13 protein-coding genes are annotated in these 14,705 nt (G+C 62.5%); 5 read left to right on the top strand and 8 right to left on the bottom strand.

Annotated elements, in window-relative coordinates:
* Positions 1-86 precede the first annotated feature (86 nt).
* Entirely contained in the window at positions 87-1,526 is a 1,440-nt protein-coding gene (gene hydA / locus M5G18_RS08630) for a dihydropyrimidinase (RefSeq protein WP_085648341.1), read from the bottom strand.
* Between the two features lie 621 nt (positions 1,527-2,147).
* Between hydA and M5G18_RS08625 the strand changes: the two genes are divergently transcribed.
* The 5 genes from M5G18_RS08625 to sigJ all read left to right on the top strand — a co-directional run bounded on the left by M5G18_RS08625 (position 2,148) and on the right by sigJ (position 7,322).
* A complete protein-coding gene (locus M5G18_RS08625) occupies positions 2,148-3,632 on the top strand; it encodes an NCS1 family nucleobase:cation symporter-1 (protein WP_273897527.1) in 1,485 nt (494 codons plus the stop codon).
* 30 nt (positions 3,633-3,662) lie between these two features.
* The gene (locus M5G18_RS08620) at positions 3,663-4,946 is read left to right on the top strand and encodes a Zn-dependent hydrolase (protein WP_273897526.1); all 1,284 of its coding nucleotides are present in this window, start codon (positions 3,663-3,665) and stop codon (positions 4,944-4,946) included.
* Between the two features lie 74 nt (positions 4,947-5,020).
* The gene (locus tag M5G18_RS08615; protein WP_273897616.1) at positions 5,021-5,950 is read left to right on the top strand and encodes a DHH family phosphoesterase; all 930 of its coding nucleotides are present in this window, start codon (positions 5,021-5,023) and stop codon (positions 5,948-5,950) included.
* A 40-nt stretch (positions 5,951-5,990) separates the two neighbouring features.
* Positions 5,991-6,425 carry a carboxymuconolactone decarboxylase family protein gene (locus M5G18_RS08610; protein ID WP_273897525.1) on the top strand — a complete coding sequence of 145 codons (435 nt, stop codon included), beginning with the start codon at positions 5,991-5,993 and terminating at the stop codon, positions 6,423-6,425.
* A gap of 3 nt (positions 6,426-6,428) precedes the next feature.
* A complete protein-coding gene (gene sigJ / locus M5G18_RS08605) occupies positions 6,429-7,322 on the top strand; it encodes an RNA polymerase sigma factor SigJ (RefSeq protein WP_273897524.1) in 894 nt (297 codons plus the stop codon).
* A 56-nt stretch (positions 7,323-7,378) separates the two neighbouring features.
* Here sigJ and M5G18_RS08600 read toward each other — a convergent pair whose 3' ends face one another.
* The 7 genes from M5G18_RS08600 to M5G18_RS08570 form a co-directional block, all read right to left on the bottom strand.
* Positions 7,379-7,576 carry a hypothetical protein gene (locus tag M5G18_RS08600; protein WP_273897523.1) on the bottom strand — a complete coding sequence of 66 codons (198 nt, stop codon included), beginning with the start codon at positions 7,574-7,576 and terminating at the stop codon, positions 7,379-7,381.
* A 150-nt stretch (positions 7,577-7,726) separates the two neighbouring features.
* Complete coding sequence (locus M5G18_RS08595; protein WP_273897522.1) at positions 7,727-9,115, bottom strand: amidohydrolase family protein; 1,389 nt, start codon at positions 9,113-9,115, stop codon at positions 7,727-7,729.
* A gap of 12 nt (positions 9,116-9,127) precedes the next feature.
* Positions 9,128-10,483 carry a nucleobase:cation symporter-2 family protein gene (locus M5G18_RS08590; protein WP_007952866.1) on the bottom strand — a complete coding sequence of 452 codons (1,356 nt, stop codon included), beginning with the start codon at positions 10,481-10,483 and terminating at the stop codon, positions 9,128-9,130.
* A gap of 91 nt (positions 10,484-10,574) precedes the next feature.
* Entirely contained in the window at positions 10,575-11,636 is a 1,062-nt protein-coding gene (locus M5G18_RS08585) for a CobW family GTP-binding protein (protein WP_273897521.1), read from the bottom strand.
* Positions 11,633-12,256, bottom strand: a complete 624-nt coding sequence (locus tag M5G18_RS08580; protein WP_273897614.1) for a UbiX family flavin prenyltransferase — start codon at positions 12,254-12,256, stop codon at positions 11,633-11,635. The genes M5G18_RS08585 and M5G18_RS08580 overlap by 4 nt, the downstream gene beginning before the upstream one ends.
* An 11-nt stretch (positions 12,257-12,267) precedes the next feature.
* Positions 12,268-13,653 carry a UbiD family decarboxylase gene (locus M5G18_RS08575; RefSeq protein WP_273897520.1) on the bottom strand — a complete coding sequence of 462 codons (1,386 nt, stop codon included), beginning with the start codon at positions 13,651-13,653 and terminating at the stop codon, positions 12,268-12,270.
* Positions 13,654-13,799: 146 nt separating this feature from the next.
* On the bottom strand, positions 13,800-14,705 hold the full coding sequence (locus M5G18_RS08570; protein ID WP_007952854.1) for an amidohydrolase family protein: 906 nt from the start codon (positions 14,703-14,705) through the stop codon (positions 13,800-13,802).

Genomic DNA, 14,705 nt, shown 5'->3' with positions numbered 1-14,705 from the left:
TCTGCCTCTGTCGGGCAGTGGTTAGATCATCTGTTGATCGTTCCCACGCAGACGGTTCGACGCCTCGACGTGGGAACGATCTGGGCTCAGCGTTTGACGGCCACAGGTCTGTGCAACTCAGCCCGCTTGCTCAACAAGTCAAACACCGCCGGATACGCCGGCCGTTCGATATACCGGCCCGCCCCACGCTCGGCGCGCAGGTCGCCGTCGGCCCAGACCACCCGGCCCTGGCTGACGGTATGGCTCGGCACGCCGGTCACGGTCTTGCCTTCGAAGATGTTGAAGTCCACCTGCTGATGGTGGGTCTTGGCTGAGATGGTGCGGGTGCCTTGCGGGTCCCACAGCACCAGGTCGGCATCGGCGCCGACGCGGATCGCGCCCTTGCGCGGATAGAGGTTGAAGATTTTCGCGGTATTGGTGGAGGTGAGGGCGACGAAGTCCTGCATCGACAATCGCCCCGAATTCACCCCTTCATCCCACAACACCGCCATGCGGTCTTCGATGCCGGCGGTGCCGTTGGGGATCTTGCTGAAATCGTCGCGGCCGGCAGCTTTCTGCTCGGCGCAGAAGCAGCAATGGTCGGTGGCGGTGGTGTGCAGATTGCCGCTTTGCAAACCATGCCACAGCGCATCCTGATGCCCGCGCGGACGGAACGGCGGGCTCATCACGTAACCGGCGGCGGTCTGCCAGTCGGGGTGCTGGTAGACGCTGTCGTCCAGCAGAAGATGCCCGGCCAGCACTTCGCCGTAGACCGGTTGGCCCTTGCTGCGGGCGTAGGTGATTTCGTCTAGGGCCTCCTTGGTCGAGACGTGCACCAGGTACAGCGGCGTGCCGATGGTTTCAGCGATGCGGATCGCCCGGCTCGCGGCTTCACCTTCAACCTGCGAGGGCCGCGACAGCGGATGCGCTTCCGGCCCGGTGATGCCCTGGGCCATCAACTTGCGTTGCAGGTGATAGACCAGCTCGCCGTTTTCCGCGTGTACGGTCGGCACCGCGCCGAGTTCCAGGCAGCGCTCGAAGCTCGCCACCAGCGTGTCGTCGGCGGCCATGATCGCGTTCTTGTACGCCATGAAATGCTTGAAGCTGTTGATTCCGTGATGGCTGACCAGCTCGGCCATTTCCTCGCGCACCTGTTCGCTCCACCAAGTGATCGCAACGTGGAAGCCGTAGTCGGACGCGGACTTTTCTGCCCATCCACGCCACTGGTGAAAGGCTTCGAGCAACGACTGCTGCGGATTGGGAATCACGAAATCGATGATCGAGGTGGTGCCGCCGGCCAGGCCTGCGGCGGTGCCGCTGTAGAAGTCTTCGCTGGCCACGGTGCCCATGAACGGGAGTTGCATGTGGGTGTGCGGATCGATACCGCCGGGCATCAGGTATTGACCGCTGCCGTCGAGCACTTCGGCGCCGGCGGGAACATCCAGGTTTTCACCAATGGCTTTGATCACGCCGTCAGCGCAATAGACATCGGCGCGGTAACTTTCATCATGGGTAACAACGGTGGCGCCACGGATCAACAGAGACATTCCGAGTTCCTCGCAGGCATGACCGACTTGTGCCGGTTCTAGTGTTTTATTGTTTGCAGCGCCAAATGCGTAATCTTGTCAGCGCTGTCAGGAATAGACGCTAGTCGCAGTTCTGCAATTGATCAAGATTATTTTTTATAAGCTTATGACTGTTTTAAGTTACTGATAAATAACAATAAAAATACAAAATCACCAAAATGGTGAGACGCTTCACCATTTTGACGCACTTGACAGGTTGGAAATATGAGCAAGATTTCCTATGTGAAATCAGCCGCTTGAAGTTGAGCTGCGGGTGATGCGTTCTGAAGAAAAATAATGCAGTGCACCAGATTGAGTCCTGACAGTTCGGGCAACTTGCCTGGCATTTAGCCTGAGTGTTCAGTCAAGTTTTCGCGGCCTCACTAGGTGAATAATTAAAACTGATAAACATCAGTCAGTTACAAAAAAATAGAAGCACGGCCCGATGCGCAAGCGGGGCACCCGGCACGTTTATTGATGCCGCCGCTGACACCATGGCCGGTGCATGAAAGTTGTCAGTTCCTCCGGCCATCGTCCGGCTCGCACCTGCGTGTGCAGCCGCCTGATGAGCAAAAAAATAATCAGAAGAACAGTGGAGCGGCCATGCAACAGAACAGATCGCAAGTGACCGAGCGCGACGGCTTGTTCGAACTCGAAGCCGGCAGCGACGTCCTCGACAGTCCCCGTTACAACCACGACATGGCACCGACCAAGGTGCGCGAACGAACCTGGAACAAATGGCACATCACCGCGCTGTGGGTCGGTATGTCGATCTGCGTGCCGACCTACACCCTCGGCGGCGTGCTCACCGCGTATTTCGGCCTGAGCGTCGGCGAAGCCTTGCTGGCAATTCTGTTTGCCAACGTCATCGTCCTGATTCCTCTTACGCTCAACGCGTTTCCCGGCACCAAATACGGGATTCCGTTTCCGGTGCTGCTGCGCTCGTCGTTCGGGATTCTCGGCTCCAACGTGCCGTGCCTGATCCGCGCGCTGGTGGCGTGCGGCTGGTTCGGCATCCAGACCATGTTTGGCGGGCTGGCGATTCACCTGTTTCTCGGCTCGGTGTTCGAGGGCTGGAAATCCCTCGGCGGGACGGGGGAGGTGATCGGTTTCATGATCTTTTGGGCGCTGAACCTGTGGGTGGTGATCCGTGGCGCCGAGTCGATCAAATGGCTGGAAACCCTGTCGGCACCGCTGCTGGTGGCGGTCGGTATCGGGCTGCTGGTGTGGGCCATGCCCAATGTGTCGATGACCGAACTGCTGGCGATTCCGCCGAAACGTCCCGAAGGCGCGAGTGTGGTCAGTTACTTCGCCGCCGGGCTGACGGCGATGGTCGGTTTCTGGGCCACGCTGTCGCTGAACATTCCCGACTTCAGCCGTTATGCCCGCAGCCAGAAGGATCAGATCCTCGGGCAGATTTTCGGCCTGCCACTGACCATGTTCCTGTTCGCCGCACTGGGCGTGGTGATGACCGCCGCTTCGGTGAAACTGGTGGGCGTCAGCGTCTCCGATCCGGTGACTTTGATCGGCCACATCCAGAGCCCGGTGTGGGTCGCGGTGGCCATGGCGCTGATCATCATCGCCACGCTGTCGACCAACACCGCTGCCAACATCGTTTCGCCGACCAACGACTTCCAGAACATTGCACCCAAGGTCATCAACCGCACCAAAGCGGTGATCCTCACCGGGTTCGTCGGGCTGGCGCTGATGGGTCATGAACTGCTGAAAAAGCTCGGGCTGATTGTCTCCGATGTGAGCCTGGAAACCGTGTATTCGAACTGGCTGCTGGGCTATTCCAGTCTGCTCGGGCCGATCGCCGGGATCATGGTGGTGGACTATTTCCTGATCAAGAAACAGCAACTGGACCTGGCCGGCCTGTACCGCGACGACGTGTACCCGGCGTGGAACCGGGCCGGGTTCATCGCCTTCGGCGTGCCGGTGGTGCTGACCCTGCTGTCGCTGGGCAGCAGCGCGTTCAGCTGGTTCTACAGCTACGGCTGGTTCACCGGCTCGGCGCTGGGCGGTTTGATCTATTACGGGTTGTGCGCGATGCGTGCGACGCCGGTGGCCGTCAAATCGCCGTTGTAATTTCCATAAGAACTGCCTGAGGAGATCCCCATGAACGCAGCCGTAGACGTTCTGCAATCGACCCATCAGCACATCAACCGCGACCGCTTGTGGGCGTCGCTCATGGAACTCGCCAAGCTCGGCGCCACGGTCAAGGGCGGGGTCTGTCGCCTGGCCCTGACCGACCTCGACCGCCAGGCCCGCGACCTGTTCGTGCAGTGGTGCAAGGACGCCGGTTGCAGCGTCACGGTCGATGAAGTCGGCAACATCTTCGCCCGCCGTCCCGGGCGCAACCCGAACCTGCCTCCGGTGATGACCGGCAGCCACATCGACACCCAGCCCACCGGCGGCAAGTTCGACGGCTGCTTCGGCGTGCTGGCCGGGGTCGAGGTGCTGCGCACCCTCAATGACCTCGGCGTGGAAACCGAGGCACCGCTGGAAGTGGTGGTCTGGACCAACGAAGAAGGCTCGCGCTTCGCCCCGTGCATGATGGGCTCCGGCGTGTTCGCGGAAAAATTCACCCTCGAAGAAACCCTGGCCAAGGTCGATGCCGACGGCGTCACGGTCGGCGAAGCACTGAACGCCATCGGCTACGCCGGGCCGCGCAAGGTCAGCGGGCACAAGGTCGGCGCCTATTTCGAAGCGCATATCGAACAAGGCCCGATCCTTGAGGACGAACAGAAAACCATCGGCGTGGTACTCGGCGCTCTGGGGCAGAAGTGGTTCGACCTGAAACTGCGCGGCGTCGAAGCCCATGCTGGCCCGACCCCGATGCACCTGCGCAAGGACGCCCTGGTCGGCGCTTCGGTGATCGTCGGTGCAGTCAATCGCGCGGCCCTCGGCCATCAACCCCACGCTTGCGGCACCGTCGGTTGCCTGCAAGCCTATCCCGGTTCGCGCAATGTCATCCCCGGCGAAGTGCGCATGACCCTCGACTTCCGCCACCTGGAACCGGCACGCCTCGATTCGATGATCGCCGAGGTCAAGCAAGTCATCGAAGCCACCTGCGAAGAACACGGCCTGACCTATGAACTGACCCCGACCGCCGACTTCCCGCCGCTGTATTTCGAGAAGGGCTGCGTCGAAGCCGTGCGCGGCGCCGCCAGAGGTCTAGGCCTGTCGCACATGGACATCGTCAGCGGCGCCGGCCACGACGCGATTTTCCTCGCCGAACTGGGCCCGGCCGGGATGATCTTCGTACCGTGCGAAGGCGGCATCAGCCACAACGAAATCGAAAACGCCGCGCCGGACGATCTGGCGGCCGGGTGTGCGGTGTTGCTGCGGGCGATGCTGGCGGCTTCGGCGGCGGTGGCCGGGGGGCAACGGGCAGCCTGACGTTCATTAATCGTTCATGAAAATGTGCGACGTTGTCGCCCCTGAAAAGGAAGTCAGGACGCGCAATGTCGCCCATCAAAGTCATCACCTCCGGCTCGGCGTATCTGGACATCGACGCCTACGCCTGCTGCATCGCCTACGCCGAACTGCTCAACCTGCAAGGCATTCCCGCCCGCGCCGTCAGTAGCGCAAATCCCAATGCCAGCGTTTCGAAGACCGTACTCGGCTGGGGCGCTGTTCTGCAGGATTACCATCCGACATCCAACGACGAGTTCGTGCTGGTCGACGTCTCCGACTACCAGCATTTCGACCCATTAGTCGCGCTCGATCGGGTGGTAGAAGTCATCGACCATCATCCGGGCTTCGAACAGCATTGGGCACAGATGCTCGGAGCTGCCGCCGATATCCGCCCGATCGGCGCGGCGGCGACGCAGATTTTCCAGCGCTGGACAGCCGCAGGATGGCTGTCGAGGATCAGCGAACAAAGCGCCGCGCTGCTGGCCACGGCGATTCTGGACAACACACTGAATTTCACCGGGCAGATGACCACGGCAGCGGACATCGATGCCTACGCCGAGCTAGCACCCCGCGGGCAACTCACGGCGGATTGGCCCGAGCAATACTTCCTCGAATGCCAGACCGCTATCGAATCAGACATCTGCGCCGCACTGGCAGCGGACTTGAAACGAATGAAACCCGACAGCCTTCTGCCGCAGGTCTTCGCCCAAATGACGGTGTGGGATGCCAACGGTTTGCTCGAAAGGCATCGCTCGACGATCAACGACTGGATGGCCGGGCAGGGCGATGACTGGCTGTTGAACCTCATCAGCATCCGCGACCGAAAAAGCTGTCTGCTGGCCAAACCGTTGGTCTCCCAGCAGAAGCTGAGCCATTTGTTATCACTCGACTGGCACGCTGGAGTCGCCGTTCTTGAGCCTTCAATGCTGCGCAAAGAACTGCTGAAGCTTTCTTTACAGGCCCCACGTCACAAACCCGAAGCCTGATTCGTCATCCCGTTGAATCCCTCAAACACGGAGCAACGCGATGTCGTCCAACACCCAAGCCGTCAACCTGCAACAAGCCATGCCGCAAGTGTTCGAGAGCCTGACCCAGGTGCATTTCAGCCTCAACGATCATGACTTGCCGCCGTCGTTGCGGCACCTGATTCACCTGCGTGCCTCACAGATCAACCAGTGCGGTTTCTGCGTGAAGATGCACACCCGCGAAGCGCGTGAAGCCAATGAGAGCAACGAGCGTCTCGACCGCTTGATCGTCTGGCGCCACGTCAACGATTTCACCGCCGCCGAACAAGCGGCGCTGGCCTGGACCGAAGCCCTGACTGTGCTCAATCCCCACGCCGACTACGCACCGTTGCGCGGCGCCTTGCGCGAGCATTTCAACGACGCGCAGATCGCTGCCTTGACGGCGGAAATCGGCATGATCAACCTGTGGAACCGTTTGCAGGTGTCGAGGCACTGATCGATGAACTTCGCTGAAAAAACCGTCGCTGTGTTCGAGCAGCGACGACCCTTTCTGCTGGGGCTGGCGTACCGCATTCTGGGTTCCCGCGCGGAAGCCGAGGATGCGGTGCAAGAGCTGTTCATCAAATGGCTGGAGGCCGATCAGGCTTCCATCGCCACACCGGCCGCGTGGCTGACGACGGCCTGCACCCGCCACTGCATTGACCTGCTGCGTTCGGCGCACAAGTCCCGGGTAGATTACGTCGGCACCTGGTTGCCGGAGCCGATTCACACCACTCATCACCAATCGCCTGAACACATGCATGAACTCGCTGCGTCGCTGTCCACCGCGTTCCTGCTGATGCTCGAACGGCTGACGCCCAAGGAACGGGCGGCGTACCTGCTGCACGACATCTTCGATTTCGATTATCCGCAGGTCGCTGAAACCCTCGGCATTCAGGAAGCCGCGTGTCGCAAACTGGTGTCACGGGCCAAGGCCAGCATCGGTGGCGAGCAGATCCGTTTTCAGCCGGAGCCGGCGCGCCAGTCGCAGCTGCTGGACGCCTTTCATTCGGCCATCGCCAGCGGCTCGACCAGTGCACTCAGTACGTTGCTGAGCGAAGACGTCGAACTCTGCGCCGACAGCGGCGGCAAGGCGTCGGCGATCCGCGAAACCTTGTTCGGCCAGAAGAGTGTGCTGGACTTCATCGGCCAATCGCTGCACGCCTACTGGCAGGCGCAGGAGTGGCTGCCGGTCGAGATCAATGGCGCGAAAGGAGTGGTCATCAAGGCTGACGGGCTCGTCACCGCATCGATGACATTCGGGTTCGATGGCGCAGGGCGGTTGAACCGGATCTTCATCATGCGTAACCCTGACAAGCTGGCAGGGTTGCAGGCTTCGACCAATATCCTGTAGCCGGGCACCTGCGGGAGCGAGCCGCTCCCACAGTTTTTTGTACCGGCCGGGGAAAGTTAGTCCTTGATCGCCGAACCCTTGCGACGGTTAATGCCATTCGGATTGCCAACGTCCAGCAATCGTCTTTCCACCAGCACGTTCTCGAGCGCCTGACGTTCGGCCGGCGCCATCTCGTGCTCGCGCTTTTTCAGCTCCAGCAGGATGGGGCTGGACCAGGTGCGATAGGTCTGTTCGATGAGGCGGTTGGATGTCATCAGTCTCTCCTTGATCAAGAGCCCGGTGTAACCGGCAGGGGCTCAATCCGATGAGGTACTAACGTTAGTCGACAAAAGCTCAGGGCGCTAATGCCGCCGTCGGGAGCTGACGAGGCGAATCGTCGCACCGCCGCTCCCACCGGTCATGCATCAATCGTCGACTTTCATCATCGCCTGCACACCCTCCCAGGCTTCGGCCCGCATCCGCTCGATATCCAGCCCCGGAACCACGCCGTTGTCGACGACGATCCGCCCACCCACCAGGCTGTATTTCACGGCAATCGGTTCACCCGCGACGACCGGTGCGACGGCGCTGTCGTGGAAGCCGTAGAACCTTGGATGGTCGAGGCTGTAGATGACCAGATCCGCTGCCTGACCGACTTCCAGCGTGCCGACCGCGCCAAGCCCGAGCACGTGCGCGCCGCCGGCCGTGCCCCAGTGGATGACGTCTTCGGCGGTGGTGGCCGAGGCGCCTTGTTCGGCACGGTGGATCAGCCAGGCGGTGTTGGCTTCGCCGACCATGCTTCCGGATTCGTTGGAGGCCACGCCGTCGACGCCGAGGGAGATCGGCACGCCGGCCTCGTACATTTGCGGAATCGGTGCGACGCCGCTGCCCAGCCGGGCGTTGCTGACCGGGCAGTGGGAGACGCCGGTGCCGGTCTGGGCGAGCATGCGGATTTCCCCCGGTTGCAGGTGCACGGCGTGGGCGAACCACACGTCGGGGCCGAGCCATTCGTGTTCGGCGACGAATTCCACCGGCAAGCAGTTGTACTTGTCGCGGCAGAAATTCACGTAGTTCTCGGTTTCAGACAGGTGCGTGTGCAGGCGCAACCCCATGCCTCGGGCGGTGTGCGCCAGTTCGCGCAGCAAGGTTGGCGGAAGCGAGAAGGTCGGTGTGGTCGGCGCCACGACTACCCGGCGCAGCGCGTCCGGGGTGTCCTGGTGGTAGCGCGACTTCAGCCGTTCGATATCGCCGACCATTTGCTCCAGGGATTCCGGTTGCAGCGCGGTTTTCGAGAAGCCCGGATGCGCGCTCGCCGACTCAAGCGCACCGCCGCGGCAGAGCACGAAACGCAGGCCGAATTCCTCGGCGAGGTCGAACAACAGGTCGCCGGTCTCGGTGCTGCCGTGGGCGTGGTAGAGGTAGTGGTGATCGGCGCAGGTGGTGACGCCGGACAGCAGCAGTTCGACCATCCCCAGCCGTGCGGCAATCCGCGCCAGTTGCGGGGTGAAGCGGTTCAGGCGCGGATAGGGCACGCTCGCCAGCCAGCCCTGCAGGTCCTGATTCAAGCCTTCGGGCACGGCTTTGAGCAGGTTTTGGAACAGGTGATGGTGGGTGTTGATCCAGCCCGGATAGACCACCGAATTGCGCGCGTCGATCACTCGTTCACCGGGTTGCGGCTCGAGGTTGGCGGCCATTTCCGCGATCCGGCCGTTGACCACGCGGATGTCCACGGCACCGGCCCTGGCACGGGGGCCGCGCAGGCCGGTCATCACCGCGACCGGGTGCTTGATCAGGATGTTTTGAAGTTGAGTCATGGGCAGCTCCAGTCAGAGGATGTGCGAGGCGGATTTGCCGGGTGTGGTTTCTGGCACGCTGACGCCGTTGAGCGCCGCGTTGAGCAGCACCGACACCAGGCAGGCGATGACCACGCTGCTGTGCAGGAACGGCTGTGACCACTCGGGCAGTTGTTTGAACAGGGTCGGGGCGAGCACCGGCACCAGGGCGGCGGCGATGGTGAAACCGACGATCAGCACGTTGTAGCGATTGCGCTCGTAATCGACCTTGGCCAGGGTCTGGATCCCGGCCGCTGCAACCACGCCGAACATCGCGATACCGGCACCGCCCAGCGCGGCGGTCGGCATCGAGGCGATGATTGCCCCGGCTTTCGGCACCAGCGCAATCGAGCACATCAACAGGCCGCTGATCGCCACCACCCAGCGGCTGCGCACGCCGGTCAGGATCACCAGCCCGACGTTTTCCATGAAGGCAATGAACGGAAACGCGGCGAACATCCCGGCGATGGTGCTGGCCAGGCCGTTGGCGCGCAGGCCGTTGATCACCTGTTTGTCTTCCACCGGTTTGTCGACGATGTCGCCGATGGCCACGAACAGCCCCATGGACTCGACCATCTGCACGATCATCACCACCACCATGGTGGCGATGGGGATCAGGCTGAAAGTCGGCAGGCCGAAGTAGAACGGGTAGGGCACGGTCAGCCACGGCGCGTCCTCGACGCTGTGAAAGTTGCCCATGCCCAGGCCGTAAGCCAGACCGGCGCCCACCAGCATCCCCACCAACACCGCCATGTTGCGCAGCAACGGGCTGCCATAACGGTTGACCAGCAGGATGGTGAGTAGCACTACCACCGCCACGGCGAGAAACGCCGGCGCGCCGAAATTGCTCGCATTACGCCCGCCGCCGACCCATTCATAGGCAATCGGGAACAGCTGCAAGCCGATCACCGTGACGATGCAGCCCGTCACCACCGGCGGGAAAAACCGTCGCAAGCGGCCCACGAACGGGGCGATGAGCATGGTGAAAATCCCCGCGCCGATCACCGCCCCGCAGACCCCGGCGAATCCCACCTCCGGGTTGCTGCCGATGGCGATCACCGGACCCACGCTGCTGAACGCCACGCCTTGCAGGATCGGCAGGCGCACGCCGAACTTCCAGAAACCGACGGTCTGCAACAGGGTGGCGATGCCGGAGCAGAACAGCGTGGTGCTGATCAGCACCACCGTGTCGGCGTGGGACATCTTCAAGGCGCTGGCGACAATCAACGGCACGGCGATGGCGCCGATGTACGAGACGGCCATGTGCTGCAGGCCGAGGGTGAGCATCTGTCGCACCGGCAGGACGCGGTCGACAGGGTGGACGGTGGAGGAGGAACTGGCTGACGACATGGGGAATCACCTCTAGCTGTTGTTATTCGGTACAGAGGGGTATTCGTTCTGTGTGCCCGGAACCGCCATCCACCGGCTCCGATGCCGGGTTTCAGCCGGCCAGGCAGGCGGCGAAGCCCTGGTTCAGCGCCGACCGATCCAGGTCGCGGCCGATGAACACGATCTTGCTCGAGCGCGGCTCGCTGCCCCACGCGGTCGAGGCGCGGAACTCCACCAGGCTGTGCACGCCTTGCAGCACGTAGCGCTGGTCTTCGTTGGCCACCGCCAGCACGCCTTTCATCCGGTACAGGTTGTCGGCTTGAGCACTGCGCAATTCGCTGATCCAGCGGTGGAACGCCATCAGGTCGACAGCGCCGTCCACGGCGATGCCCACCGAAGACACGCTTGGGTCGTGCTCGTGGTCGGGCTCTTCAGCATGATGGTCATGGTCATGGTCATGGTCGTGGTGATCGTGATCGTGCTGATCCGCGCCGATTTCCATCAGCTTCTGCGTGCACTCGAAGGCGCCGATGCCGAGGATTTTCGACAGGTCGATCTGCGCATGGGTCGAGGTCACCAGATCTGCCGTGGCGTTCAATCCACGGATCTTGCCGCGCAGGGTTTCCACTTCTTCAACGCTGACCAGATCGACCTTGTTGATGACGATGCGATCGGCGCAGACGATCTGATCCACCGCCTGATTGTCGACGCCGTCCAGTTGCAGGTCTTCCAGGTGCTGGGCGATGTGCTTGGCATCGACCATGGTCACGATGGCGTCGAGTTCGACTTCCTCGGCAATCGGGTCGTTGATGAAAAAGCTCTGGGCCACCGGGTACGGGTCGGCGAGGCCGCTGGTCTCGATCAGGATGTGGTCGAGTCGCACCGGACGCGCCACCAGTTCGCGGACGATGCGCACCAGATCCTCGCGAACCTCGGCGGTGCAGCAGACGCAGCCGTTGACCATTTCGTAGATCTCTTCGGTTTCGGAACTGAGCACCAGATCGCCGTCGATGCCGACTTCGCCGAACTCGTTTTCGATCACCGCGATCTTGCGGCCATGGTTCTCCTTGAGGATGTAATTGAGCAGGGTGGTTTTGCCGGCACCGAGGAATCCGGTGAGGATGGTGACCGGGATTTTGGTGTTCGGGGTCGGGGCGTTGAAGGGGGTGTTCATGTGAGGCTCCTTGGTATTGATAGACCGGTGCACGATGAAGGGGAGTGAGGCTGGATTTGGCTGGGGGCCGGGGTTTCACCCCAGCGCAACGCGACGCCGGCATCGAGCCCGAACAGGTCGAGGACGCGGCCGAGGCTGTGGTCGACCATTTGCGCCAGGCTGTCGGGGCGGGCGTAGAAGGCCGGCACCGGCGGGGCGATGATCCCGCCCATCTCGGTGACGGCGGTCATGTTGCGCAGGTGGGCGAGGGTCAGCGGGGTTTCGCGGGCCATCAGCACCAGGGTGCGGCGCTCCTTGAGGGTGACGTCGGCGGCGCGGCCGATCAGCCCCGATGACGTGCCGGTGGCGATCTCCGCCAGCGTCCTCATCGAACACGGCGCAACCACCATGCCCAGGCAGCGGAACGAACCGCTGGCGATCCCGGCAGCCACGTCATCAGCGCGGTGGTAGTGGCTGGCGAGGGCGATGACGTCGGCCAGTTTGTAGTCGGTTTCGTGGGCCATGGTCAGCAGCGCGGCGCGGCTGATGATCAGGTGGCTTTCGATGTTCAGCTCGGCCAGCAACTCCAGCAGGCGCACGCCGTAGATGAAGCCGGACGCGCCGCTGATGCCGACCACCATCCGCTGACGGTTCACGATGTCAGACCTTCAAGCAGTTGCCGGGCGCGTTCGAGCACATCCTGATCGAGCTGCGCCTTGATCCCGTCAAACCCCGAGCCGCGCGTGGCATCCAGGCCCATGCGCGACGTAGTGCCGTTGACCGAGGACGACGGGTCCAGCGGGCTGCCGGGCAAACCGTCGATGGTGAAAATGTCGAGGTGCGGCTGGAAATGCGTGGCCAGCGCCCACAGCACCTGGCTGTCGTCGCTGAGGTCGATATCGCTGTCCACCGCGATCACGGTTTTCAGGTACGGATCCCAGCCGAGCAGGGCCAGCATGATCTGCCGCGCCTCGCCGTCGCGGCTTTGATCCAGCGCCACGTAGCAATGAAAATGGGTGCCGGAGTTCGGGTAATGCACGGCGGTGACGGCGGGGAAACGTGCCTTGAGCTTCTCGCTCATTTCCGCTTCGCGAGGCAGCCGCGCCAAGGTCAGGTGTTCGGCGTAGCGTCCGCCCATCACGTCCACCAGCCACGCGTCCTTGCGCCGCAACAAGGTGTCGACGCGCAGCACGTTGTTGGTCGAGCGATCCGAGGAATAACCGCTGAACTCGCCGAACGGACCTTCTTCGGCATAGGCCGTCGGGTCTATCGCACCTTCGAGTACGAACTCGGCGTAAGCCGGAACGCCGATGCCGTAGCGCGGGGTCTTCACCAGTTCCAGCGGTGCACCGAACAGCCCGCCGGCCACCGCGCGTTCATCGCTGCCATAGGGCAGGCGTGCAGCCGCGGCGAGCATGAACAGCGGGTGTGCGCCGACCACCATGGCCACGCGCAATTCTTCGCCACGTTCACGGGCGGTCTGCAACATCCGCCACAGGTGCCCGCGCGAATGCAGGCTGGTGGCCAGGGCCTGACGGGCGTGGCGCATCGAGCGGTGGTAGCTCATGTTGGCGATGCCGGTGAGCGGGTCCTCGGCAATGATGATCGCGTTGGTGATGTACGGGCCGCGATCACTGTCGAAATGCTTGAGCATCGGCAGCAGCGCCAGGTCCAGCGCTTCACCTTCGAAGACCTCGTCGAGCACCGGGCCGCTTTCGACGTAGCGTGGCGGGATCGGCTGGTTGGCGCGGGTCTGGAAGGTTTCGTGCAACTGCGCGGCACTGACGCCGAACAGTCGGGCGATACGTTGGCGGGAGGCGAACAGATTGGTCGCCACCGGCACGCCGAGGTTGCCGACGTTTTCGCAGATCAGCAGCGGATCGCGGCCCTGGGCGGCGAGGGCATCGACCAGGGCGGTGACGTCCTGATCGGCAGAAAGGGGTTGGGTGATGGTCAGCACATCGTCCGGGTACTGGCGGCGATAGGCGTCGATGAATACATGAAAATCCTGAGAGTCGCCGAGCGTCGAACGGGTCATGGTTTCACCTCGTAAAAAGCAGGCACGCAGGGGTGAGGCTGGCGTTCGATCGACAAGCCGTTGGCCTGCCGGTCGAGCGAACGCCGGGTCATCTTCGTGCCTGTAAAGTCACTGTGTGGCTGGGTTGAAGCCGGGTCAGACCCTGTTTAGAGGTAGGTCGTGGTCAGACGAATGTCCGCCTCGGCCAGATCCTTGGGCGGCGGGGTCGGTTCAATCCCGCACAACCGGGCGATGTTGTTGCCCAGGTAATCCTCAAGGTGATCTTCGTCGATCCCCAGGCCCTGCGGCGCCGGCGAGCACAGCACTTCCAGCTCGCGCAGCCACATGCCCGGTTCGTTCGGCGGCGAGTCGGTGCCGAACACGATCTTGTTGCGCGGCAGCTCCTTGGCGAACTCGACGATCCGCGACTGGAAGCACCAGCCGGACTCGCAGTACACGTTCGGCGTGTCCATCGCCATCCAGAACGCCTCGAACGAGTAGTTGCCACCGGTCTGGATGCCGAAGTGACCGATGATGAAATTGACCATCGGGAACTCGCGGATGATCGGGTAGAACATCGTCGGAATGGTGTACGGGCCGTCACCGGTGTGGATCAGCACCACGATGTTGTACTTGGCGCAGACCTTCATCGCCGGGCGCAGCCAGTCGAGTGCGCGATCCGGGCGATAGCCGTGCATGTTGGCGTGCAGCTTGAGCATCTTGAAGCCGTATTCCTTGATGTGGAATTCCAGCTCTGCCGCACCGTTTTCCGGTCCCCAGCGCGGGTTGAAGTTGAAGTTGCCGATGAACCGGTCCGGGTACTTCACGCACAGTTCGGCGACGTACGACATGTAGTCACGCACGCCCTCGCGGCCACGGCGGTTGCCGTCGCGGTAACCGGTGTTGCCCGGTGGCGGCTGGATGAACCCCATGTCGATCCGGCGCGGCTTGCCGTTGATCATGTACGGGCCGTCCATCAGCTTGAGCATGCGCTCGCCGGTGAACGGTTCGCCGGTGTGGCGCCAGGCCTCGTCGACCAGGTTGGTGGGGTGCAGATGGGTGTCGATGATCAT

The sequence above is a fragment of the Pseudomonas aphyarum genome, assembly GCF_028657055.1.
In the GTDB taxonomy this organism is placed as follows: domain Bacteria; phylum Pseudomonadota; class Gammaproteobacteria; order Pseudomonadales; family Pseudomonadaceae; genus Aquipseudomonas; species Aquipseudomonas aphyarum.
This window is presented reverse-complemented; position numbering and strand designations above follow the sequence as displayed.